The following is a 26,057-nucleotide window of genomic DNA, read 5'->3' as shown; positions in this document are numbered from 1 at the left end:
TATCGTTTTCACGATTGTCTGGACGACGAGTAGTTGCTTTGCGTGCGCGTTTTTCATCGGCATTCTTGGCTAACTGCGACTCTTCAGTGACAGCTTCGTCACGGCGCATAACTAGACTACGAATGATCGCGTCGTTATAACGGAATAATTCTTCAAGTTCAGCTAAAGTTTCACCGTCAGTTTCAATGTTGAAAAGAACGTAATGAGCTTTGTGAATCTTGTTGATTGGATAAGCCAGTTGACGACGGCCCCAATCTTCTAGACGATGGATAACACCGTTGTTGTCTTGAACTAACTTGATGTAGCGCTCAACCATGCCGACCACTTGGTCGCTTTGGTCTGGGTGTACAAGTAACACCAGTTCGTAATGTCGCATTATGACTCCTTACGGATTAGTAGCTATTAACCCTATGTTAATAGCAAGGAGATTTATAAGGTAAGCCCAATTCTGGTCATATTTTATAAAAAACAATCAAGAATAAGCTTAGTTTATAAAGCGCCGTATTATAACAGTACTCGGCAACTAACACAAAGGTTAATCACCAAGCTACTGTCAATAAAATATAAATAAAGGCTAAATAAGCTTTGCTAAATAAAAAAGCCGCGATAGTACGCAGCTTTTTTGAGTGTAACGAGCTATAAAACCAATAACTAAACCAAAATACTGTTATTCAGATTTTGATTTTTTTACCAATTGGCTACTGTCTGCTTTTACCACTAAGGTTTTGGCAAGTTTGTCATGCCAACCAATATTTTCAGGGCTTTTAGATGCCATGTAATAATGAATAGCGATAATCACAAAGCCTAAAAAGCTGGTAAACGAAAACAGTAGGTTATAGATAATAAATAACAGTAACGTACGTGTACCAATAAGCTTAATAAATGAAGGTAGGCGATGCGTGGTTTGATCCACGACACGAATACCAGTGATTAGCTTGCCTAGTGATTGACCACGCATGGTGATAAATACCAATTGTAAGGCAAATAGACCAAAGACCATCACCTGTGACATCATCAATGTGCTACTAGGAAGGCTTTCCATCAGCGTCATTGAGTATTGATAGGCGGCGTCCATATCTTGAATGTTTTGGAACTTGGTATAGTCCACATCCATCTTAGTCAATGCCATTACTAGCGGCAGTATGGCCAATATATAAAGTAGGCCATTTAATGCAGTCGCCAATACGCGTGACATGATTGGCGCAAGTACCACGTTGCCGACGACTTTATCATTGTCTGCAACAGCCTTTCTGAGAGTAGACTTGTTTAATGAGACATTGTTGTGCGGCGTTTGATGACGATTGGTCGTCATGTCGGCTTTCACGTTTTTAGGACGTTCAGGCTTGCCATATAATCTATCTAACGATACTGACTTATCATCTTTCGCTTTATTGGTATCTTCAGGGAAGACGGTCACGTTATTGATGATAGAGTCGTTTACTTCAGGCGTATTAGCACCGGTCGGGCGATAAACCATTTGGTTATTGGTAAGATCACCTACGCGCTGCCACTGAGCTAAGCCTTCATGCCACATCAGATCATCAAGCAATACTTCACCAGATGCCAGCATGATATTCAGCTGCTCCAACTGATATGGGCCAGCTTGTACGTTATTTCGAGCAAGGAAAATCTGCATAATTGCCTGCATAGTTAGTCATGTCTTAGGACATTATATTAGGGTCTATTTGAAAAAATCAAATAGACCCTAATAGTGGTATCTTTAATGACTGTGTGAATGACCGCTGTGACTAAACGTAGCGGTTTACTTCGCTTCTTCACCAGCTAAGAAGAACCAAGTATCTAGTACTGAGTCAGGGTTTAATGACACTGAGCTGATACCTTGCTCCATTAGCCAGAATGCTAGATCTGGATGGTCTGATGGACCTTGACCACAGATACCGACATACTTACCAGCTTTGCGGCAAGCTTCGATAGCCATAGATAATAGTTTCTTAACAGCAGGATCACGCTCATCAAATAGATGAGAGACGATACCTGAGTCACGGTCAAGACCAAGCGTTAACTGAGTCAAATCGTTAGAACCGATTGAGAAACCATCGAAATGCTCTAGGAACTCTTCTGCCAATAGGGCGTTGGTTGGTAGCTCACACATCATGATGACGCGTAGACCATTTTCGCCACGTTTTAGACCGTTTTTCTCAAGTAACTCGATGACTTCTTTGGCTTCGCCGACAGTACGTACGAATGGAATCATGATCTCAACGTTGGTCAAGCCCATGTCATCACGTACACGTTTTAGTGCTTTACACTCAAGCTCAAAACAGTCACGGAAGTTATCAGACACATAACGGCTAGCACCGCGGAAACCAAGCATTGGGTTCTCTTCTGATGGCTCGTATAACTTACCACCAAGCAGGTTAGCGTATTCGTTTGATTTGAAATCTGACATACGAACGATAACGGGCTGATCCATGAAGGCAACAGCTAGCGTTGAGATACCTTCAACCAATTTATCAACATAGAAGTCAACAGGTGACGCATAGCCTGCGATACGCTCTTGGATTGCTTGCGCAATTTCACGTGGCAAGCTGTTCATGTTTAGCAATGCTTTTGGATGCACACCAATCATACGGTTGATGATGAACTCTAGACGTGCAAGACCGATACCTTCGTTTGGCATTTGGGTAAATGAGAATGCGCGATCTGGGTTACCAACGTTCATCATCACTTTGAATGCTAGCTCTGGCATAGATTCAACAGAGTTAGTCTGTACTTCAAAATCAATCTGGCTTTCGTAGATGAAACCAGTGTCGCCTTCAGCACAAGAAGCAGTTACGTCTTGACCATCAACCAATAGCTCAGTTGCGTTACCACAACCAACGATAGCTGGCACACCTAGCTCACGCGCGATAATCGCAGCGTGACAGGTACGACCACCACGGTTAGTGATGATAGCAGAAGCGCGCTTCATAACTGGTTCCCAATCCGGATCAGTCATGTCTGATACTAATACATCGCCTTCTTCTACTTTGTCCATCTCGTTTAGGTTACTAACGATACGCACTTTACCTGAACCGATACGCTGACCGATTGAACGACCTTCACACAATACTTTTGCGCCAGTCGTGTCGATGACATAACGTTCCATTACGTTGCTGTCTTGACGGCTCTTAACAGTCTCAGGACGTGCTTGAACGATAAAGATTTCGTTAGTATCGCCATCTTTTGCCCACTCGATATCCATCGCTTGGCCATAATGCTGTTCAATCGTTACCGCTTGCTTGGCAAGTGAGGTTAGCTCTTCAGTAGATAAAGAGAACTGCATGCGATCTTGTTTTTCAACGTCGACAGTTTTAACTGATTTAGCCGTGCTGCCTTCATCACCATAAACCATTTTCTTATGCTTGCTACCTAGGTTGCGGCGGATAACTGATGGCTTACCGTTGGCTAGCAATTTCTTAGAGATGTAGAACTCATCTGGGTTAACTGCACCCTGTACAACCATTTCACCTAGGCCATAGCTTGACGTGATGAATACTACTTGATCAAAGCCACTTTCAGTATCTAGCGTGAACATAACACCAGCAGCACCAGTCTCTGAACGTACCATACGCTGTACGGCAGCAGATAGTGCAACACCTTCGTGCTCAAAACCTTTGTGTACACGGTAAGAGATTGCACGGTCGTTATATAGAGAGGCAAATACTTCTTTAATAGCAATTAGGACGTTATCAATACCGCGAATGTTCAAAAAGGTTTCTTGTTGACCGGCAAATGACGCATCTGGTAAATCTTCAGCAGTGGCAGAAGAACGTACAGCAACAGCGATGTCTTCGCCACCGCTCATGGTTTCAAATGATTGACGTACTTCTTGCTCAAGATCTTTTGGCAGTTCTTGTTCAATAATCCAAGTACGAATCTTTTTACCAGTAGCCGCAAGCTTATTAACATCATTTACGTCTAGTGTCTTTAGCTCGCTGTTGATTTTGTCAAGCAAGCCGGTTTCAGTCAAAAAGCGGTTGAATGCATTTGAAGTGGTGGCAAAGCCGCCTGGAACACTAACGCCTAAATCAGAAAGATGGCTGATCATTTCGCCAAGCGAAGCGTTCTTACCACCAACCATTTCGATGTCGTCTTTTCCTAGCTGATCAAGATTGATTACAAGTGCTGTAGATTGCGCTGCCATGATAACTCCAGAAAATAAGGTTATTTAGTAAAGATTATAACGGTGAATTATACCGCCATATTAGGACAATTTCGAGGGTTTTCACCAAAAAACTTGTTAAAAATATACAAATTGTGGGGTTTGCTACATAAATTAGGGCCAGTCCTACCGGGTTTCGTATTTACTCGGATGAAAAATATCATCGTTAGTGGCGATGTTATGCGTTTGCAAAAGCTAATTACTGCATAAAATAGACGTATTCAAATAAGCCATATTTAGAGTATTTCCATAACTTATGTTTCAATTTTATGTTCCTATATAGAAGGTGCCATAAAAAAATACCTTAATGAGAGGTGGATTAACTATGACAACAAGATGAAAAACAATGTTGGTGCTAAGTGTACGCCTGTAACATTGATTTCTATTAAGAGGCTAATATGCGTATAATGTAGCGCATAGATAGTTGATGCACATTGCATGATAAATGTGCGGTATAGGTGCTAAAAAAGCCTAGTTATACGAGTTATAAAGGCAACTATAAAAAGCCGAGTAAAATTCACGCTATTAATAGTCAATAACTGCTAAACGTTTGCTAAGTCTGAATTATTAATAAGATTTATACCAAAAACTAAATGAAGGTCACTATTGAGTTTTCAACCGAGGTGTCAACGATATGTACTCAAGCAATCCATCTGAACAAGTTAAGTCCACTATCCAAAATCGCCATGCGCTAAACTTGGACAGCTCACAAGCCATTAGAACGGCGTTTTTTATCTCAGATGGCACAGCGATTACGGCTGAGACACTTGGACGCGCTATTTTGAGTCAGTTTGCCTCGGTTCCTTTTGAAACAAGAGTATTGCCATACGTCGATAGCTTAGAGCGTGCGGAAGATGCGGTTGAACAAATCAATATGGCGTATCAGCGCGATGGGTCGTTGCCATTGGTTTTCGATACGATCGTCAATCCTGAGATTCGTGAAAAAATTAACTCAGCACATAGCTGTAACTTGGATATGTATGAAGGGCTGATTGGCCGTGTTGCAGAGGAGACTGGTGTGGAGCCAGATGGTCATTCAGGGCATGCACATGATGATGTCGATTCCGAAACTTATAAAGAGCGGATCGACGCAGTGCATTTTGCTTTAGACAATGACGATGGCGCGCGTACTCGTCACTATAATGCCGCCGATATTATTTTGGTAGGTGTGTCGCGCTCTGGTAAGACGCCGACTTCTTTATACTTAGCATTACAATTCGGTATTCGAGCGGCTAACTATCCTTTGACTGAAGATGATTTGTACGACAATCAGTTGCCGAAAGCATTACGTGAGCACAAAGACAAGCTGTTTGGTTTGCTCATCGATACTGATCGCTTGGTAAAAATCCGTCAAGAGCGCCGTGCAGGCAGCCGTTATTCTAGCTATCAGCAATGCCAGCAAGAGCAGCGCGCGATTCAGGGTATTTATATCACGCACGGTATCCCAAGCTTAGATGTATCAGAGATGTCTGTTGAAGAAATTGCCACACGTATTTTGCAGATGACAGGTCTCAAACGCCGTATTGGATAATGAATGTCAGCTTAAACAGTATCTGTTCAATCGGTATCAATAAGTGTTCAGGCAGCTTTAATAAATGCGCGAAAAACACTAATAAACATACATCATTTCATCCTAGATAATTATCATATAGAGAATATTATGATTTCAGCCTATCAATCTATAAAGCCATCATTGTTGCTGGCAGGTTTAATCAGTGCAGCGACTTTACTGAGTGCTTGTCAAACATCACCATTTGCAAAGGATCCAGTACCTGAGCCGCGCTATATTCCAAGTATCGTATTGGGAGAAGCACAGACACTGACCGTTATGCCAAACCGTGTTGCTTGTGCTTCAGAATTGCCAATGCAATGCCTACTTGCTAAGTCTAAAGACGGTAGCGTATTCCAGATTCCTTATGACTGGATCGACGATTTCAAACCAACCCTTGGTACAGAGTACATTATTAGCGCCCGCCCGCAGATTGATGAAGGGCAACAGAGTGCCACTGGTCACTGGACATTGCAAAACATACTGTCACAACGTATGGTGGGCATGCCTTAGTAGGGCGGTATTCATTTATCTACATGATACAAACTCATCTACATATTGATTCATTTATATCTCAAACATTTACTCGATAAATAAATATAAAGAGGACATTATGGTAAGTAAAAGTGCAAGCGACGAGACCAACGATACTGGTAAAGATATTCATACCGAAGTATCAAATAAATCTAGCGGACACGTGCCAAGCCCTGAACATACCGAAGGTAAGAACAAAAAAGAAAAGATAGAGCAGACTCATGAGCAAGTGACTGATGATGTTATGCATCATCCTGACTTAGTGAATCCGCTTGATGACACACGAATCGATATTAAGTCTGGCTTTACCAAAGACTCTCGTCGTCTAAAAAGTGACGATCATGAATATGAGTACGACGCAGTTGTTTTAGGGGCGGGTCCTGCCGGTGAAGCCGCTGCCATGAAGCTGACCAAGTCTGGTAAAAGAGTGGTCGTTGTCGATCCACGTGATCAAGTAGGCGGTAACTCTACTCACGTCGGTACGATTCCAAGTAAAGCATTGCGCCAATCTGTATTTAACTTGATTAACTTCCGCCGCGATCCAATGTTTACCAAGGCGATGGAATATAAGCAAGTACCGCTAAATGAAGTACTGGCCAAGGCGCGTCAAGTTATCCGTCGTCAAGTCAGTACCCACACACGTTTTTATGAGCGCAACCGTATTGAAGTCATCCAAGGTTGGGCAAGTTTCATTGACGCTCATACGCTACGTATTGAAGTCGATGAAAATGTTTATGAAACCATCACTTTCAATAAAGCCATCATCACTGTAGGTAGTCGTCCTTACCGTCCTGAGATTTTAGACTTTAACCATCCACGCGTTTTTGACTCTGACAAAATCTTGCAAATGGATTATGTGGTTAAAAAAATCATCATTTATGGTGCAGGGGTAATTGGTTGTGAGTATGCGTCTATCTTTACTGGTCTTGGCTACAAAGTTGATCTAATCAATAACCAAGATCAGTTGCTTAACTACTTAGACAGCGAAATCAGTGATGCCATCGCGCATGACTTTAGACAGTTCGGTGTGCTTATCCGTAGTAACGAAGAGATTGATCATCTTGAGACTCATGATGACTATGTGGTCTTACACTTAAAGAGTGGCAAGCGCATCAAATCTGATGCCATTCTTTGGTCAAATGGTCGCTCAGGTAATACAGAAGGCCTGAATTTAGAAGCCATTGGGCTAAAAGCAAATGGCCGTGGTCAGTTAAAAGTAGATGACACTTACTGTACGGACGTCGACAATATCTATGCTGCTGGTGACGTAATCGGTTGGCCATCACTAGCTTCTGCTGCCTATGACCAAGGTCGCTGTGCCGCTGCCTTTATGGTTGGTGATAGTGATGCTGAGCCAGTATCTAGTGTACCGACTGGTATCTATACGATTCCTGAAATCTCTTGTATCGGTAAGACAGAGCAAGAGCTCACGGATGAAAAAGTCCCATATGAAGTGGGTCAGGCATTCTTTAAACATCTGGCACGTGCCCAAATCATCGGTGAACGTTCGGGCGTATTAAAGATATTGTTCCATCGTGATACCTTAGAAATTCTAGGCATCCATTGCTATGGTAATCACGCTTCAGAAATTATTCATATTGGTCAAGCAGTGATGAAGTGTAAGAGCAACAATACGCTTGAGTACTTTGTAAATACGACTTTCAACTATCCAACGATGGCAGAAGCATATCGTGTGGCGGCATTGAATGGTTTGAACCGTGTGTTTTAAACCACCGCTATTAATAGCGTATAAATAAAAAAGCGCCTGCTACTATATTATTAATAGTGCAGGCGCTTTTTTTATGCTCATAGGTTTCATTAATTTGAGGATTTACAAGTAGGCTTTTCGCTGTGGAATACGCTTGCGTAAAAATAGCAATAAAACAAAATAGAGCAACCATAAGCCAGCCAACGCATAAAATCCTATAGCGACTTGAGAGATACTGGCACCCATTTGATTAAGCTGCACAGAGGTATTGATTGCAGGCGTAGTCGGTACCAGCCAACGTATTACTTGCAATACTTGAGGCAATTGGTCAGCTGGCCATGGGTAGCCGCTTAAGAAAAATATCGGTAAGGAGATAAAAATTAATATCTGCATACTGCGCTCACGTTGCCGGAACCATAATCCAAGCACGCAGCCGAGCGTTGCGACTGTCGGACAAAACAGTGCCAAAAACAGCAGCGTACCAAGCATGTTTTGTCCGCGTGGATAATGATGTAACTCAAACGCCCAACCATAATAAAAGCAGCCAACGATAAAACTAAGTGAGCTCAAAGCCCCAATACGTCCTAACCAGCCACGTACACTCGTACTGTGACGGCGCTGCTCATACCATGTACCAATCAGCATCGCAGTCGCCATCAAAAGTGTCTGCTGTAAAATAATAACAGAGACAGCAGGTACGACATAAGCACCATAGCCCTCAGTTTGGTTATATAGTGGCATAATCCGTAGCGGTACAGCTTGCGTGTTCTGCGCTGCGGTAGATGCATAAGCGCCTTTCGCAATACTTTTCTTTACCTTGATGCCTGCGGATACCGTACCTACTGCTTGAGAGAAACCCAATTGGACGTTTTTATTTAAAATAAAATAACCGCCGTTACCCAGTACACTGACGTGTGCTTGCTCTCCGGACTGAACTTGTTCTTCAAGACCAGTTGGAATCACCATATAGCCTGCAATTTGATCTGACCATATGGCTTCTTTGGCAGCCTGCTCATTGATAAATCGTTCAGTGTCTAAATATGGGCTAGCACTCGCATAGCGTACGAGAGTACGCGATAAGTTGCTGTTGTCATGATCAATGATACCTACTGGCACATGATTGACCACCTCAGACGAGTAAGGCCAAGGATAGAAAAACCCATAGATAATAGGGGCAATAATCAACATCAAAAGTACGCCTTTGTCCCCAAAGACGTCTTTGAACGTTTGAATAAAGCTGGTCCAAAAACTTTGTGATGCCGGAGTGATCGTTGATGTAGCTTTTGAGTGTGTATTATTTGATTGTGCAGACATTAGCGTGCTCCCCAACGTTCAGGATGCGCCAATGCGCGTTTGGTTAATAGTGCTGCAAGTACTAGCGCTATTATGGCTGCAAGTATGAGGCCATAGACGATAGGTAGCGAGATGGCGATCGGTGCTTGCATTTGTAACTGTGCAATATGAAGCTTGAGATAATGTGTTAGCGGCAGCGCATTTGACCAATATTGTGCACTATCACTAATCGCAATATATGGAAAGGTAACACCGGCAAAGGCGTAAGAAGGCGCTGAAATAAATCCGGTGGTCGATAGACCCATACGTAATGAAAAAGAATTCAAAGTAAAAATAGCACCTAGCCAAAATGACAGGACCATCAGGCACAAAAACCCAGCGTAGACTGCCATGAGAGACATGATGTTTATATTCTGATTGGACGTTGCTAGCCACAATATCAACGCTGACCACAAGCTATACGCCAGTATTGGCCAAAAGTATTTACCTAATAAACCAAATACCAAAACTGATAGGCTGACCGAATGGGGCACTTTTGCGCTTGACGATGATGTTTTGTTATTGCTGCTATCTTGTTTGGTTGATAGCGAAGATGTCGTTTTTGAAGTTTTAGATAAGGTTAAATGAGGCTTTCCTGTATCAATAAAACGGTACCAGCGACCGATATTCTTATCACGTAACTCGCGGCCAATTGTAGTTGCGCCAATGACCATTGCCAATATATGTAATAAGGCAGGTATGACAGTCGATGCCAAAAACTGCTGATAGTTGGTCGCAGCATTGAATAAGCTAATACGCTGCACACTGATAGGCGCATAAGCCGTCATCGCTTGTGATGGCGCTACGCCTTGTTTGACCAATCGCTTGATCTCTACACCTGCGGATAATGTACTAGCGACCGCTTGGACACCTGCCTGAATAATACCAGAGTGCGTACCGTACTGTGCATTGACTTGTAGAGTCAACGGAGCAGGCTGGCTCGATAATATATTACGAGAAAAGTCCTCTGGGATAATGACGACAGCGTAAATATCGCGCTGTAAAATCGCAGCCTCTGCATCCGCTTGGGAGTAATAAAGCTGTCTGACCGTCAAAGTAGGACTGGCCTCTAAGTAACGGACGGCAGTATTGGCAACAGCGCTATTGTCTTGATCGATGACTCCGATAGGCAAATCGGTAATTTGAGTCTGTGAAAATATCCACCATATTAGCAGCACCGTTGCCAGTGGTATCCATACCACCATGCTAAAGTCCCAGTGATTTTTTGCCAAAAAACGGCGCTCGTAGGCTGCACTGCGTAAAAAAGCCTCACTTAACTTAGTCAAGTGCATGGCTTACTCTTGGTTCTGATTGACAGGAGTAGGATTGATACGTACGACCACACTCATACCTGAGCGGATACGGGCATCGGGCTTAGATGGTCGTGCTTTCACCTCAAAAGTACGCACATCAAAACCATCATCATTATTGGTCGGACGCCAAGTGGCAAAGTCTGATAAGGTCGATGTCGCATAGACGGTAAACTGTTTCGTATAAGGTTTATCCGTTGATGACAGCGCTGGGATAGTACCCGTAAATGTCTGACCAATAGCAAATTGATTTAAATAAGACTCAGTGACGTTAAGTACTACCCATTGGTCTTTGGTATCTACCAACGTCAGGAGCGGAACCCCTTGACCGATGACTTCTCCAGCACTCACGATGACATTATCGACGATACCAGCGATAGGACTTCTTAGGTTCGCTTCCTCTTTTGCTACTAGCGCTTCATCGAGTTTTGCATCGACCTGTGCGACTTGTGCAGTGGCCGCTGACTTATCTTCAGTACGTGCGCCTTCTAGTGCCAAATCATACTGCAAGCGGGCTGCTTCGGTTTGGTCTTGAGTAGCAAGATATTGCGCATACGCCTCATCGCGCTTTTGCCGCGCCATCAAACCTTCTTCGTAAAGGCGATTGACACGCTGATAGGTATTTTCCGCCAAGTCAGACGCGGCTTTATTGGCTTGCCAAGCGGCTTTTGCTTGGGCGATTTCTTGCGGGCGAGCACCATTTTCTGCTTTATCTAATTGACTTTGTGCGATTTGCTTACCAGCACGTGCTTGATTAATCTTGGCATTAATCTCAGGCGAATCCATTTCAACCAGTTGCTGACCTGCCGTTACCGTATCACCCTCTGTTACCATAATTTGGGCAATACGCCCTGGTACTTTTGCAGCGATAGACGTTTGCTGCATTTGCATTTGCCCCTGTAGCGTAATAACTTCTGGCTCGCTATGCGCATTACTTTTGTATAAGCCGTACGCAATCGTACCAAGGACAATCAGTATGAATAATGCAAGTAATACTTTTTTCATACGCGCAGATTTATCAGTTTTAGAGGCGTCACGATTATAAGTAGGTGTCGGTTGCTCTGGTTCAATATCAGACACGTCTTCTACAGGATCGACTGAATTTTGTGTATCTTGAGAGGTCACTGACTCGGTTGCATCAGCTGATTTATTTGAGTCGTCTGATTCGCGTGGTAATTCTGTCATGACAATGAGATTCCTAAAGCAACAAAGTTGAAAATAAAGGGTTTATTACTAGTACACTCGAAACGCATAAGGCTTGGCGTTGTCTATGGTTTCAGAATTAAAAATAGCACCAAGAGCGACGATAAATGCTGAATAATAGAGCCATAGCATAATGACCACAGCAGCTGAAAGCGCGCCAAACTCAGCACTATAGTTATTAAAATTTTGCACATAAATTGAAAATAAGATGGACAATATAATCCATAAAACCGTTGCCAGCGCAGCGCCTGGCATCAATTTTTTGAGGGCGACGGCATCGCGATTTGGGGCTAGACGATAAAGACCCAAAAAGCTTAAGAATATGATACCTGTCAATATGGGCCACCTGCTCCAAAGCGCAATTGTCTTTGCTATCTGAGGGAAAGGGAAGTAGGCCGCCCCCAAAGGGATAATCGCGATAGAGGAGACCGCGATAATCAATACGACTACTGCTGCAAAGGTCAAACCAACTGCGCGAATCGTGCTTTGTACAAAACTACGCTCCTGAGTAATATGAAACGCAAGGTTAATAAGAATAATTAAAGATTTGATACCTTTAGAGCCAGCATAAAGTGCGAGCAAGGACGATATAAGCAGACTGAAAGTCAGGGCAGACGTAGTTGTAGAAACCAATTCGCTCAGACGAGAGTTAAGCACTTCATATACTGTATCAGGTATAAACTGACTCAAAAGCGAGATTTGCTCTTGCATCTCGGCAGGAGAAAACGCAAGACCGTAAAGCAAGACAAAAACAGCCATCACTGGAAAAATTGATAAGAATCCAAAGAAACCTACGCTTGCACAATGCGCCCAAACATTAGAGTTATTGGCAATACGCCACGTTTCTAGTAACGTCTGTAGCCAGTTTTTTATCAATGTAGAGGTCAGTTTTTTCATAAAAGCAGCTGTTCGTAATAGGGTTGGTAATAGTATTTTTGATGTCGGCTTCATAGTAATACAAAGCGTTTATCAGCACGACTTATGGCTTCTCACGTTACATCATTGCTCAGTATATAAAGTAGGCAATTGAATGTCAGCGGCGTTGAGATAAGCATTAAAAGCAAGTGGCGTACCACAGCTTTGCATAAGGGCAGCCAGTGACTGTACATAGTCATTAGCAGCCTGTGCTTGCTCGGTACGTGCCTTAAGCGATTGCGTTTGTGCTTGCACTACGTCAACGGTGGTATTTACACCTTCTTGCAATCCTAAGCGTCGTAGTCGTAATACTTCTGCTGCTAAATCAACATTACTTTGCAATGCCTGATAGCGTGATTGAGCATTATTGACATCGTGCCAGTTTTTTTCTACCAGTAGCAATAAATTGTCACTAACTTCAATCTCAGAGAGATCGGCCTGACGTATTTTGGCACTACTGGATGCTAGTGATGCGGCTTTATCGAGTCCGCCCCATAGTTTCCAACTGGCAGATATACCAGCGACCCAGCTTGGATCTTTCTCTACCTGACCATAACCGTATAGCAATACCGTAGGTTTGTAGCCCGTATCTGATAGCGCATGTAACTGCTGAGCCTGTGCCCGCTTGGCTGCAACTTTTTGCAGTCCGGGATGGTTATTTAGTGCCAAGTCCTGAAAGTAGCTCACATCTGGTAGAGGACGACTAGAGACAAACAATGGCGTGGTCGGCTTGATGCGATAGTCGGTACGTAGTAGACGCTGTAGCGCAATCATGGCTAGGCGCGCGTCATTATTGGCATTGACGGATTCGCTTTTGGCATCCGCAAGCGCCGACTGTGCTTCTAGTCTATCGACACGTGAGATAAAACCTTCTTCAAACAGACGCTCGGCCATATGGTCGGTCTGTTGCAATGTATCGTAAGCGTCTTCTCGTAAGTAAGCGGCGATAATCGCTAACTGTGCCTTAAAATAACGCTCAATTAACGTATTATAAAGCTCATTTTTATCCAGTACACTATCAGCCATCGCTTCTTGCGTACGTGCATCCGAGGCACCAGTCAATGCGTCTGTACGTCCAGCAGTATAAATAGGCCAAACGACTCCAAGTCCTGCACCCGACGTAGATCCTGAGCGCTTGAGGTTATAGGAGTCGGGAATACGCTCACCGACCAGCTCACCAAAGTCTGGTAGGTCTGCTGTCGGAGGGACTATGTTATCTACCCCGTTGTTTACTTCGTTGACGATACCGCTTCTGAGAGAAGATAAATCTATATCCTCATCTAAATGATAGGCACTGGCAGATACTCGAGCAAATACGAGCGGATTGTCGATAGTTCTGAGCGCGTCAGTTTGGTATTCGCTAGCGGCAATCGCTGCTTGATTGGCAGCAATTTTAGGTGATACTTGTACCAGCAGCTTTTGCGCTTGCTCTAAGCTCAAAAAGCTTGAGACGTCTAGTGCGTAGCTGTTATCGACGGCTTTATGTGTGATAGGGTCAACAAGCGTAGACAATGCCTGTGATTTAGCCTTATTAGAATTTGGTACTGTATGAAAAGGCGCTACAGTTGGTTTATCATTATCAGTTGGACTATCAGCATCTATGATTTGTGTCACAGCCACTGGTGTAACATCATCTGATACTTCTATACTGTCAGCGTCAGTGCTCGCGTAAGTCATGACAGGCACGCTCATGACTGCAACTGTCATCATAGCAGTCGGTAGCGCTGATAAAATGAATTTCATAAGTCACATAAGCCATTAATTAGAATGTAAGATATTATAAAATAAGGAACAGCACCGATAGGTTTCATTGCTCAGGATATAAAGTTGCTGAACTATTATAGACTATTTGCTAGCTAGCGAAAAAATGATGCTTAAATAAATCATTCATATTCTAATATAAAAATATATCTATATTAAAAGCGCTAAAAAGCGGTCATTCGTCATAAGAGGTACACTGTAGAGCCACAATGGTGACGGGTCAATGCTCAGTATTTTGCCGTTTTCTATTGTGTGACCAGTAGCGGTATGATAGAGGTTTGATTTAATTTTTAAATATCTGTTTATAAGTAACAACATAGCCAACAAGACGTTTTCAATTCGCGCGATTTATTTTTAAGTAGATTTTGTTTTTAATCTTATTATGAAAGCATTTAGACAGTAATTAACAAAATAAAAAATGCTCAATAAGCATCAGTCAATGAATAGTCACTAAATGGCTATCAGATAGAATAAATAACATGAGTAGAGGGTGTGTCATGGCAGGGTATATTTTAGCGTTGGATCAAGGGACCACATCGAGTCGAGCAATATTGTACGATGATCAGGCGCGTCCTATCAAAATGGTACAACAGCCAACGACGCTGCAAACACCAAGAGCTGGATTCGTTGAACAAGATGCACAGCAGATTTGGCAAACTCAGATTAGTTGTGCACACGATGTTATTAATCGGGCAGGGCTGCTTGCCACTGACGTTACCAGTATCGCGATTACCAATCAGCGTGAGTCGATTGTGATGTGGGATAAGCAAACTGGTAAGCCACTGGCTCCCGCCATCATTTGGCAAGATAGGCGTACCGCAAATTACTGTAAGACGCTTGCTGCTGAAAGCGCTAGCAATAGTATGAATGACCCTGTGCATCCGGGTGTTGATAGCGTCAACATGGCACATGAAGTTCAGCGTATTACAGGCCTGCGTTTAGATCCGTATTTTAGTGCCAGTAAGATTGCTTGGTTGCTCGAAAACAATCCGAAGCTTAGTGTACGAGCCAGCAGAGGGGAGATAGCGGTTGGCACGATTGATAGTTGGCTGATTTATAAGCTCACAGGCGGGGAGCATGTCATCGATGTGACTAATGCTTCTCGTACATTGTTATTTGATATCCATAAGCTGGCATGGTCAGAGACACTTTGTGACCGTTTTGCTATACCTATGCATATATTGCCCAAAGTACTACCGTCCGACGGTGACTTTGGCAAAACCAAAAAAGGCCTGTTTGCAAAGCAAATACCCATTCAAGCAGTATTGGGTGATCAGCAAGCAGCGCTCTTTGGGCAAGGTTGCCTTGATGCAGGCATGGCCAAAAACACTTACGGTACAGGCTGTTTTATGCTAATGAATATTGGCCAGCAGCCAAAATTGAGTGAGCATAAGCTACTAACCACCATCGCATGGCAACGTAAAACGTCACCAATTCGTCCGGACAATTTATCATTTGACCAAATCGTACAGTCAGGAAAACGCATGCTACAACCGCCCAAAAAGGAAGTCACTTATGCTCTAGAGGGCAGTGTCTTTATGGCAGGGGCTATCGTTCAATGGCTGCGTGATAATTTGGGTATGATTCAGCAGAGTAGTGATGTTGAAGACCTAGCTCGTCAAGTAGACAGTAGCGAAGATGTTGTTCTATTACCTGCTTTTACTGGACTGGGCGCGCCTTACTGGCGTTCGGATATTAGTGCTAGCATTACTGGTATGAGCCGCGGTACTACTAAGGCCCATATTGCTCGCGCTGCATTGGAGGCCGTTGCCTATCAAACCTATGATGTACTTATCGCTATGCAAAAGGATAGCCCTCATCCTTTGACTGAGCTGAGAGTAGATGGCGGCGCTGCAAATAATGATTTACTCATGCAATTTCAGGCAGATTTGTTGGGTGTTCCGGTATTACGTCCTAGAGATACAGAGATTACGGCAAAAGGCGCAGCACTCCTCGCAGGTTTAAAGACTGGGCTGTATGACGAATCGACCATGAAAGCTTCATGGCAGGTAGATCGCGTGTTTGAACCAAGTATGTCGTCTGATACTCGTGAGCGACATCTTGCTAAATGGCAACAGGCTATCAAAAGGTCTCTAATGCCGTTATAGGATTGATTTATTTAGTAAATTTATTGTGATCGTACATTTATAATTACTCAAAGTATGAGGCTGCCGTACACAAATGTGATAAAGATACAGGCTGTAACGCAAGATAATCGCAATACGGACACAGTTTACAAAATCGGCCTATCTGTCCTTACCTATAAATTTCTATACTTCAATTGGATTTAGTAAGACCGCTAATAATTAGCAAATAAATAATTCAATAAATAATAAATAATTTAAGGACAATACTATGAGTAACCATGATGCTATCGATCGCAATGAAGTAAAACATATGTCAAAAGAGACAAAAGAAGACTTAAACGCAGACATCATTACCGGTGAGCCAGGTTCACATCCAGTAGGTACAGGTATCGGCGGTGTAGGCGGTGCAGCAGCAGGTGCAGCTATCGGTACGATGGCAGGTCCATTAGGTACGCTAATTGGTGGTGCTATTGGTGCTATTGTTGGTGGCGGCGCAGGCCATGCAGCAGCAGAAGCCATTGATCCAACTCATGAAGAAGCGTACTGGCGCGCAGAGTATGTAAATGCTGACTACCATAGAGAAGAATACGATTTCGACCGTGATTTACATCCAGCATATGCAGTTGGTTATGCGAACCGTGCTCGTTATCCAGTAGATGCTCGTTTTGAAGATCATGAAGCAGATTTAGAGCGTTCATGGCATGAAGTAAAAGGTGAGTCTCGCATGGAATGGAACGAAGCGCGTCAAGCATCACGTGACGCATGGAATCGCGTATCATAAGAGAGTTTAAGTAACTAATAGAGCGGTTATGCAGACACTTTGGCAGACAGTTGATCTAGTAATTGGCCAGTATTAGAGATTGCTATACCATTACTTAAAATAGATTAATTGTATGTTCAGTTCTATTAGTAAATCTACTTATCAACATTTATGCTATTTTAAAACTTCCAAAGTTTAACTTTGGGAGTTTTTTTAGGCATAAAATTTGCAACGTATACATATACGTGAATATTATGTACTATAATAATGAGAGCGATGGGGAATATATGAGTAATAACACTGAAGGCAATAAACAGTTTTATATCGCAACGGCAAACTTGCTGAACTTTGCGAACCCTAATCGAACTTATTATGAAAATGCGCCAGCTTATAACGATAAAGCCTATGAACATAAGCTGCGAGGTCTTACAGATTTATTGGCTAAAGCGCATGCTGACATTATCGCAGTACAAGAGGTTTGGGATAGTGACGCATTAGAAGCGTTGGCTATTTCATTAGGATTTAAGCCTGAGCAGGCGGTCATTCCACTTGCAAGTAATGATAGCGCCAGCGTATATACCAAAGGCATGGGTGCACAGAATACACCTGCTGTCGGTATTATCAGTAGATTTGAGCAGTTAGAAACCAGTTTGCTAGAAGATATAGCACCAAAAGCCATTATTGATATACCTGATATCGGTCCTTATCAACGCTTCAACCGTCCTCCATTAGTGTTACGTGTTGACGCGTATGGGCAGCCCATTACTATTATTACAGCGCATCTAAAAAGCAAACGTGCTTTTTTCTTACGCGACGAAAATGGTGACCTATTAGAAGATATGGACGATCCAAATATTCGTGTTCGCGCCAAGCTTCGTAGTTTATGTATGCGCGCGGCAGAAGCGGCCTCTATCCGTATGTCTATCATAGAACGATTGCAACATACCCGCGAACCATTGATTCTACTGGGCGATATGAATGATGTCACAGGTAGCGTGACTACTCAGTTGATGACAGAAACTGGGGAAGTCAATTACGATAAAAGTATGCGTGATGTCGCACTTTTTGATGCCGCTCGGATTCAAGCAAGATATGGCTGGATGAAAGATGTTGCCTATACCCATATATATCAAGGTATGCCAGAAGTTATCGACCAGTTATTTGTCTCAGAAGAATTTTTGCCTGATAGTAAGTTTTCGCTCGGTTATGTCGAACGAGTTGATTATTTTAATGATCATTTGAAGTGGGACTATGCCGATAGAGTCACTGATCATGGTATTATAAGGGCGAAAATAAAACTCAATGATTAACTTTATAAAATTAGACGGTTAGCTCTATTAAATTGCTGATCGTAGTATTGTTTTTTAACCTATTCATGTCCCTTGCTTGATAATGTGCAAGCGTTTATGATGCCTCTGCATTGAATAGAGTATTGACCATATAGGCTTTATATTTTAGCCAACAGTCATCATCCTTTATTTGAGGATAAATACTATTCAATGAAGATTATATTTATAAAATAGGGCGCAACATTAAGAGATTCACAATGAGTGATAATAAAGACGAAAAGATTGAAGATGTGTTGGTAGATTCGGAATTGGCAAAAAAGCTTGTACCTAATAAGTTTAAGTTTACTAGTCAACAAGGCCGTGCACGTCGTCAAAAACTATTGGCTGGTGCCAAAAAATTGAGCGAAACACATGCTATTAACGATATTACGTTAGCAGCTGTGTGTGAGGAAGCAGGCATACCAAGAGCTTCTGCTTACCATTTTTTCCCTAATATTGAAGCAATATTTTTAGCATTGCGTTTTTTGAATGCGATTGAAATATTAGAGATGGTAGAAACGGTCGATATTGGTAACTATGACAGATGGCAAGGGTATTTAACGGCGCTTATCGATCATTGTATTACGATATTCCATAACGATGAGACAAAAGCCAAGCTTATCTATGACACCAATACACCTGATTTTGAAGGCGACAGCTTTGGTGAAGATATGGATCATCAAATCGTTGATCTGGTCTATAAGCGTTTGTCAGAGCGTTATGAGATGCCAAACTTCCACGATATCCAAGATACCTTGTTGATTGCTTATAGCATCGTAAATGCTATCTTTACGTTGTCTTATCGCCGTCATCAGAGTATCACTGAAGAGTATATCCAAGAAGCAAATACAGCATTTATTGCTTATTTACGTTGTTACCTACCAGAAAAGTTGCCACGTAAAAACCGCTAATTGAGCTCACTTTAAACATAAAAAAGCCGACAAATATGTCGGCTTTTTCGCGTCTAATTTTTAGCATAAGATTAAAAGTTATAGAAAGTCATATTTTTAATAAAGCAGCAATTATTTTAACGGTTAGATGTCAAATCTTGTCCACGGCAAGTATCATCGCTCGCGTCTAAAGGCGAGTACTGTTTATGATAACTGACTATTGACTTCTCTAGCGCTACATTGGTCTGTGAGTCATTGGCATTGACGTAAGCTTCGCGGGCCTGTTCAAGCCAGCGATCAGCCATGCGAAAATGCATACCAGATTCGCGCCAGCCTCGTGCGCATTGATTGGTTGCTGCCCAAATTAAAGCCACTTCACTAAATGCCATCTCACGTGGTGCTGATGCTATGCCATCGCCGTCTTTAAGTGCGCTTAACGTTGCCCATAGATCAGGACGCATTAAGGCAGAGGTAGACGGAATATCTTGATGCAGGCCCAAGTCTTGTACCGTATCATCATCTAGCGCTTGCAATATAGGCTCTGCCATTTCTAACGCAACTTGACCTGCGGATGAGCGGCTATTCATACTGTCTTGATGAATAGCATAGTTCAACCACGCTTGCGCTTTATAAGCGAAATACTGTTGAGCGGCTGTCTTGTTTTTTTGTTGATAAGGTTTTAACTGCGTGACCATACAATTTAACAGGCGCTGTTGTTCGCTTTGATATCTATAAGAGCGTACTTGAGTCTGACTATCATTGCGGCAGTATTCAGCCATGCTAGTTGAGTTAGCCACTTGGACAGTCTCACTCTTAGCTAAAACTGGCTGCATAAAGGTTAATGAAAATAAAGCTGACAGTGTAACGCATACTGAGCGCTTGAAAGGTGCTGCTTTGATGGCTGAATCAAACATGGTGTAAACCTTATGTTAAGGTAATAAACGTTGGTATTATTTACCATTACTAGGGCTGACTTAATTGTTTACTGAATGACAAAATAATTTGTCATAAGACAATCATGATACTGTCATAAGATTGTACTTACGACAGTGTCATTAGTATCAATCAATTAAAATGCAGAATTGCTGCTCAGACGTTGGTTCTTACGTGGGTCTTCACGTTTAAATAAGTCTTCATCAAACTTAAAGCGCAATCTAAAGTAAGCACCTTGCTGAGTACTGTCGTCATAAGCAATATCTTCATCTTCAAAGCCCATGAAGTTATAACCAAGTGATAACCAAAGGTTGGTCATTGGGCTATAGCCCACTTCTGCACCAAGCATATAGGCCAAATCATTCGCTTGCTCATTCCAGTAAGTTCCCGCTTGCAAGCCAACATCCCATCGTTCACTGATGTCATAAAGGCCACGGCCGTAGACCGCATGAGCCGTGTTATCACTGGTCAATCCATCTGCTTGATACTCTGTATACTTACCTGCATAACGACCAGACAATGTCAGCGGACGTGTGGGATGGTAATTGCCATTCCATGACCAAACGGTCGTATTTTTTTGATAAGCATCGTCACCAGTGTTGTTGTCATCCAAACGATATTCGAGCTTTGCAAGCATATCTAGCTGATTGCTGTCGTAGTCACGATACGCAGCACCTAGCTGAAAACGATTGATAGTGCGATCACCATCACTATAGTCAGTGCGTGAATAGATGTCTTTGGCTAAGAAGGTAACCTCATCAGTATAGCGATAGGCGATACCAGCACTACCAAGTAGCGTATCACTTGTTTCGCCCCAACGTTTTTCAAAACGTCCCGATGCCTTATAATTCTCTTTGGCAAGATATTCAACACCGACACCTGCCGCTGTTGCAGTGTTACTTTCTTCACCTTCCAGAGATTCAACACGCTCAAATAAAGTGTTTAAGGTTAAACCTTCTTGAACATACCACTTGTTTTTTAGACCAATAGCTGCTTCTGCCTCACGTGCACTGATGGCGTCACGCATGCGGTATTCGCTATAAACCTTACCATCTTTCATGTAAGTGGCATCAAAACCAACAGTGGTACGTTGACGCTCATCTGTATCATCAAGACCATAAGTACCAGATAGGCTATTAATCAAATCATGACGTGCGTATAGTCGACCTAGATTTCCGAGTGGTGTCTCACCACCGATAGAAGTTGCATTACGTGAGCTGTTTTCGATATCTTGCTCATACTCTGCAAATACCAAGCTGTTATTCAACTTAGGTAGACGAGAGGTAACACGAGCACGAACAGTCGTACCTTCAATATCTTCTTCAGCGTTACTAACGCTGCTCAACGCTGACTGATTGATAATGTCATCATTAAACAAAGTGTCGTCTGTAATATCTACAACGTCTGTCGCGGCTTGAGTATTACGTGAGGCAGCAGTCGCGTCTTGTTTGTAATAACGAACCCCAATTTCACCAACGATGTTTTCGCTTAAACGATGCTCAACGCTTGCCTGCACGCCTTCGCGGCTAGCGTCAGTAGTATGCTCTTCTGTGCGTATACCTTCTAACTTAAGAGCAGTTTTCTTATCATTTAGAGTATGATTAACCTCTACACCAGATTCAGTACGTCCAGCGGTAAGCGGTGATGCACCAGTGACAAAACCTTCATCAGCATCATTATAATAAGCTTTAGCTCGCGTATTTTTCTTATTATCAAAATCAAGCTCAATACGTAATGCGTTACCTTCAACGTCACTATCAGTCAATTCTGTCGCGTTGATTTGATTGCTTGACTGAAAATTTGGGTTCTCAGCTTTGTTCATCGCATATTCAGCGACCAGCTTTAGCTTATCATTGAATTTAACAACACTATTAACACTAGCCAACTCTTCTTTGTTCAATGGGTCATCGCTATTCACATAGCTACCACCGATGGCGACTTTATTCGTTAGTTGCTGCTTCGCGGCAATACCACCGACCAAATAATCTTCACCACCTTCATCAACTTCGACAGTGACACGGATATAGATAGGATTGCCTTCGATATCTTGACTAGCAATTGGTGCAGTTAAGAATAAGCTGCGGCTGATGGGGTCAATCTCATAATCAGCAAAGCGAGTAAGCGTCTCACGATTGATAATAAGCCCAGGGTTGTTGGCATCACGAGTAATAACTTCAACTGTTTCAGAGTTTTCTAATACCGCATCGAAGTTCTCAGCCAATGGATATGGGCCTGAAATGCCCAAACCGCGAGTCTCATTTACACGTTGGCTAGTACTGGTCTCTGCTAAAAAGGCAGTAACACGAGTATTGCTATCTTCAAATTGAGCCTTTAGGCCAGTTAATGTACGGTTATATTGACCAAGCTTGATACCTTCGTCATCATCAATCTGAGTTTTTAAATCACCATACATAGCGAACGAACGACCTTTATCAAGGCGCACGTAAAGCTTGCTAGTAGACTGCGCATCAAAGCCTTTAGCTGATGAATCGCCATAGACAGGATAGTATTCGCCAGGCTCGATATCACGGAACAAACGCTCGCCTTTTTTATCACTATCATATGCAAGCGTTAGCAGATAGTCGCCACGTACTTTTCCTTTTAGGAACATCGCGGCACGACCAGAAGCTGTGTAATCATCATTGCCAGCAAAGTCATTTAGCTCTTGCTCAAACGCACCTTGAGCATCGGTAATGCTGCTACCATCAAAGTCTTTTAGTGAAATAGCACCTTCTACAATACCAACAGCGAGTAGTGGACGTAGTTGAGCAGTAAACTGTAACGGAATGATTTGTTTGCTGCTACCAGTGTCAATTACTAGCTCGCCCTTACCTGGTACGCTTGACGCGATGACTGGTATGAGTAGCTCACCACCTGATACAGTCACTTGGGTGCCAGCTTGATCTTTGCTGCTGTCTTCCAAATTGATACGACCGATATTAGTATCAAGCGTAAGAGAAGTAGTACCAATATAAGGACGATTATCGCGATCTTTTAGGCTGATGACGACTTGGTATTCACTAATACCGTCAGCTGGAACTAATTGTGCTTGGGTACGGTAGTCGATAGCTTGTAGGCTATCAGGAGTTAATACCTTAATCGTCTGCTCAGAGATGATCTGACCATTTATATCAGTCGCAACACCGCGTAATGTGTTCTTGCCGCGCTGTATATCAACAGCATAGTAATCGAAAGCCGTTACATTCTGTTTTTCTTGCTCAGCAGTTTTACCTATTTTTTGTTCTGATACAGCTTTGCCGTTGGCATATAGTGTGAACACAGACCCAAGCGGTGCCTGAACCTGTACCATTTGTTTATAAGTGCTAAGCTGCTGACCTTCGTTTAGGTTAATGAAGGCAACATCGTTACTCGCCACTTCTTTTAAGTATTCTTCGAGCTCTTTTTCTACTGGCGGAGCAACAGTGGTCACTGTCATATCAACACGGCTATCTACTGGATTGGCCATGTCATTAACGATAGCCGAATCACAGTTATTACCAAGGTCTAAGTCACCATTGATGTTACAACCACTAGCATCTACATTGTCAGTAGTATCGGTATCATAATCAGGATCTAAAGTCAGCTCGGTTTTTACCGCTTGCTCTAACGTGTCATTTTTAGCTTCTACTAATTTGCTACGAGCAATTAGCTCAGCGTTTAAGCGTTCAGTGCTATCTGCCATGCCAGCAACGATTGCAAAATCCGCACGATGTAATTCGCCGTACTTCAAATCAACAAAACGACTACCGGCATCACCAGCATTACGATTGCTTTGGGTAACCAGTTCAGTCTCTCTAGGGATAGTAGTACGATCGACCTTTAGTACGTGTGTTTTGGCACTGATACCATAGAAGTTATATTTACCTTCAGGATCAGTCACGATGAAGTTGCCGTTCTCCATATAGATACGTACACCAGCGACACCAAGTTCGCCGTCTTCTTTTTGCTGAATACCGTCGCGGTTGATATCGTGATAGACCTTGCCGACGATAATACCGTCGGTATTCATCACTCCGCGTTCTACATCAATTTTCCACTGAGCTTCTCTTGAGCCTACGCTTTGACCTTGGTCATTTCTAGCAACTGCGGTGGCGCGGTTGATACCATCGCCGCCTAGTGATGACACACCTATGAGCACACGATAAGTAATTTTTTTACTTTCGCCAACTGCCATGTTTCCTAAGTTCAATACCTGATATTTACCATCAGCTTTAAACTCGGTAGTCTGTGCTTGATTGATATCAAGATTAGTCGTTGGACTAACACGTACACTGTTCTCAACGTAGTCAAAACCACGTGGTAAAGCGTCTTTTAGTTGTACATCGTAAGCAGTCGATTTGCCGTTATTGGTAATATCAATGGTATAGCTGACATAATCACCAAGCTCTGCAGTTTTGACATCGCTTTCTTTAGTGACGACTAGGCTTGCATTATTATCGATGATGTTTACTTGAGAGCTCAGATCATCGATACGTACAGTAAAATCGCTATCATTTGGTAGCTGATCAGCACCTGTGCCAACAGAAGGAGCAATACAAGCTGTTAACTCAGCAGTCAACGTATCGTCGACCAATGTCTGAATCAGTTTATCGTCAATAGCATTGGCATTATTCTGTGTTGGTACAGATAAGTGATATTTGCCTGTATTATTACCAGTTTCAATTCCTTTAAGAGAGTAGGTATCACCAGTCATTGGCGACTTAACAGTAATCCATACTTGATCAGGTTTATCAGATTGCACGTTACACTGCGCGTAACTGGCATCAATATAAACGTTGTCCCCGATTTGCGAGGTGGTTTTAGTACCGTCAAATTGAGGGGTAGTAAAGTTGATTTTAGGTTCAACAATAACCAGTCTGTCAATTGCTTCAACAGCTGCTATTGATGGGTCTTCTAATATGATAGCGCCAATCTTCACATCAGCGGTATCGCCATCTTCACCGTCGGCATCTGATAGAGCCTGTACGATAAGCTGAATACTCTCACTCTGACCAAGTTTGATCTGAGCGCTCAGGTTAACGAGCATGATTTGTCGATCTTCTGAATCGACTTCTCCGTTATTATTAAGATCTTGATAGACTTTTAAATTAGAGACAGTTGGCGATATAGCAAGTGTCAATTCAACAGTCTGATCACTATAGCTGGTGTTACTCAGTACGTTGACCCAACTTACCTGTGTATTAGGCATGACTGTACGTAAAGCATGCTGAGTCAAACTGATACCATATTCAGGTAAATTTGAGGCTTTTACTTGTACTTGGTTTGAGTCAGTACTGATAGTCGTGCTGGTCTCACTGTCAACGTTGTAGCTGGCTTGAGCAGTATTGCTGATCAGCTGTACCAATGTATCAGTTGCAGCAGATGCGGTATTTGATTGCATAAGCAACATTGCAAATGACAGCGCAGAGATCTTCGCTGTATGCAACGTAGCACGATTAGACAGTGTCATTAAAGATTTAGTCATATGTCGCTTATCCAATAAAATATAAAGGGGTAGAGTAGTAACTCTCCAGCTTGGCTAATCAAAATCGATTAGGTCAAGCTGGAGCATTAGTCTATAAGCGTCTTGTGAAGCTTATAGA

The 26,057-nt window shown here is 42.7% G+C and carries 17 protein-coding genes; 7 read left to right on the top strand and 10 right to left on the bottom strand.

The features are described 5' to 3' along the window. The 3 genes from rpsF to ppsA all read right to left on the bottom strand — a co-directional run. Positions 1–376: 30S ribosomal protein S6 (gene rpsF / locus B2863_RS04715; RefSeq protein ID WP_296207899.1), on the bottom strand; the 376-nt coding region annotated here is incomplete at its 3' end. A 291-nt stretch (positions 377–667) separates the two neighbouring features. Next, entirely contained in the window at positions 668–1,648 is a 981-nt protein-coding gene (locus B2863_RS04710; protein WP_296207897.1) for an RDD family protein, read from the bottom strand. A 114-nt stretch (positions 1,649–1,762) separates the two neighbouring features. Further along, entirely contained in the window at positions 1,763–4,147 is a 2,385-nt protein-coding gene (ppsA, locus tag B2863_RS04705; protein WP_191115062.1) for a phosphoenolpyruvate synthase, read from the bottom strand. A gap of 652 nt (positions 4,148–4,799) precedes the next feature. Between ppsA and ppsR the strand changes: the two genes are divergently transcribed. The 3 genes from ppsR to sthA all read left to right on the top strand — a co-directional run bounded on the left by ppsR (position 4,800) and on the right by sthA (position 7,977). Further along, complete coding sequence (ppsR, locus tag B2863_RS04700) at positions 4,800–5,696, top strand: posphoenolpyruvate synthetase regulatory kinase/phosphorylase PpsR (RefSeq protein ID WP_101205440.1); 897 nt, start codon at positions 4,800–4,802, stop codon at positions 5,694–5,696. A gap of 129 nt (positions 5,697–5,825) precedes the next feature. Further along, positions 5,826–6,227, top strand: coding sequence for a DUF4377 domain-containing protein (locus tag B2863_RS04695; protein WP_101205439.1), 402 nt, complete (start codon positions 5,826–5,828; stop codon positions 6,225–6,227). Between the two features lie 100 nt (positions 6,228–6,327). Next, positions 6,328–7,977, top strand: coding sequence for a Si-specific NAD(P)(+) transhydrogenase (gene sthA / locus B2863_RS04690; RefSeq protein ID WP_057759390.1), 1,650 nt, complete (start codon positions 6,328–6,330; stop codon positions 7,975–7,977). 102 nt (positions 7,978–8,079) lie between these two features. Here sthA and B2863_RS04685 read toward each other — a convergent pair whose 3' ends face one another. The 5 genes from B2863_RS04685 to B2863_RS04665 form a co-directional block, all read right to left on the bottom strand. Next, on the bottom strand, positions 8,080–9,270 hold the full coding sequence (locus B2863_RS04685; RefSeq protein WP_296207895.1) for an ABC transporter permease: 1,191 nt from the start codon (positions 9,268–9,270) through the stop codon (positions 8,080–8,082). After that, positions 9,270–10,580 carry an ABC transporter permease gene (locus B2863_RS04680; RefSeq protein ID WP_296207893.1) on the bottom strand — a complete coding sequence of 437 codons (1,311 nt, stop codon included), beginning with the start codon at positions 10,578–10,580 and terminating at the stop codon, positions 9,270–9,272. Before B2863_RS04680 ends, B2863_RS04685 begins: the two co-directional genes overlap by 1 nt. A 3-nt stretch (positions 10,581–10,583) precedes the next feature. Continuing rightward, the gene (locus tag B2863_RS04675) at positions 10,584–11,783 is read right to left on the bottom strand and encodes an HlyD family secretion protein (protein ID WP_296207891.1); all 1,200 of its coding nucleotides are present in this window, start codon (positions 11,781–11,783) and stop codon (positions 10,584–10,586) included. A gap of 48 nt (positions 11,784–11,831) precedes the next feature. Continuing rightward, complete coding sequence (locus tag B2863_RS04670; RefSeq protein ID WP_296207889.1) at positions 11,832–12,698, bottom strand: YihY/virulence factor BrkB family protein; 867 nt, start codon at positions 12,696–12,698, stop codon at positions 11,832–11,834. Between the two features lie 102 nt (positions 12,699–12,800). Next, positions 12,801–14,459 carry a TolC family protein gene (locus tag B2863_RS04665; protein ID WP_296207888.1) on the bottom strand — a complete coding sequence of 553 codons (1,659 nt, stop codon included), beginning with the start codon at positions 14,457–14,459 and terminating at the stop codon, positions 12,801–12,803. A 515-nt stretch (positions 14,460–14,974) separates the two neighbouring features. On the opposite strand from B2863_RS04665, the gene glpK reads away from it, so the two are divergent. The 4 genes from glpK (at position 14,975) to B2863_RS04645 (ending at position 19,563) form a co-directional block, all read left to right on the top strand. Further along, positions 14,975–16,585, top strand: coding sequence for a glycerol kinase GlpK (gene glpK / locus B2863_RS04660; RefSeq protein ID WP_296207887.1), 1,611 nt, complete (start codon positions 14,975–14,977; stop codon positions 16,583–16,585). Positions 16,586–16,832: 247 nt separating this feature from the next. Beyond that, entirely contained in the window at positions 16,833–17,345 is a 513-nt protein-coding gene (locus B2863_RS04655; RefSeq protein ID WP_296207885.1) for a hypothetical protein, read from the top strand. Positions 17,346–17,611: 266 nt separating this feature from the next. Then, complete coding sequence (locus B2863_RS04650; protein ID WP_296207883.1) at positions 17,612–18,634, top strand: endonuclease/exonuclease/phosphatase family protein; 1,023 nt, start codon at positions 17,612–17,614, stop codon at positions 18,632–18,634. A gap of 236 nt (positions 18,635–18,870) precedes the next feature. After that, positions 18,871–19,563 carry a TetR/AcrR family transcriptional regulator gene (locus tag B2863_RS04645; protein ID WP_101205430.1) on the top strand — a complete coding sequence of 231 codons (693 nt, stop codon included), beginning with the start codon at positions 18,871–18,873 and terminating at the stop codon, positions 19,561–19,563. Between the two features lie 116 nt (positions 19,564–19,679). Here B2863_RS04645 and B2863_RS04640 read toward each other — a convergent pair whose 3' ends face one another. Then, positions 19,680–20,456 (bottom strand): hypothetical protein, encoded by a 777-nt coding sequence (locus tag B2863_RS04640; RefSeq protein WP_296207880.1) that lies wholly within the window; start codon positions 20,454–20,456, stop codon positions 19,680–19,682. A 155-nt stretch (positions 20,457–20,611) separates the two neighbouring features. Continuing rightward, complete coding sequence (locus B2863_RS04635) at positions 20,612–25,939, bottom strand: SdrD B-like domain-containing protein (RefSeq protein WP_296207879.1); 5,328 nt, start codon at positions 25,937–25,939, stop codon at positions 20,612–20,614. Positions 25,940–26,057: the final 118 nt, after the last annotated feature.

This window comes from Psychrobacter sp. UBA3480 (genome assembly GCF_002377945.1).
Classification (GTDB): Bacteria; Pseudomonadota; Gammaproteobacteria; order Pseudomonadales; family Moraxellaceae; genus Psychrobacter.
This window is presented reverse-complemented; position numbering and strand designations above follow the sequence as displayed.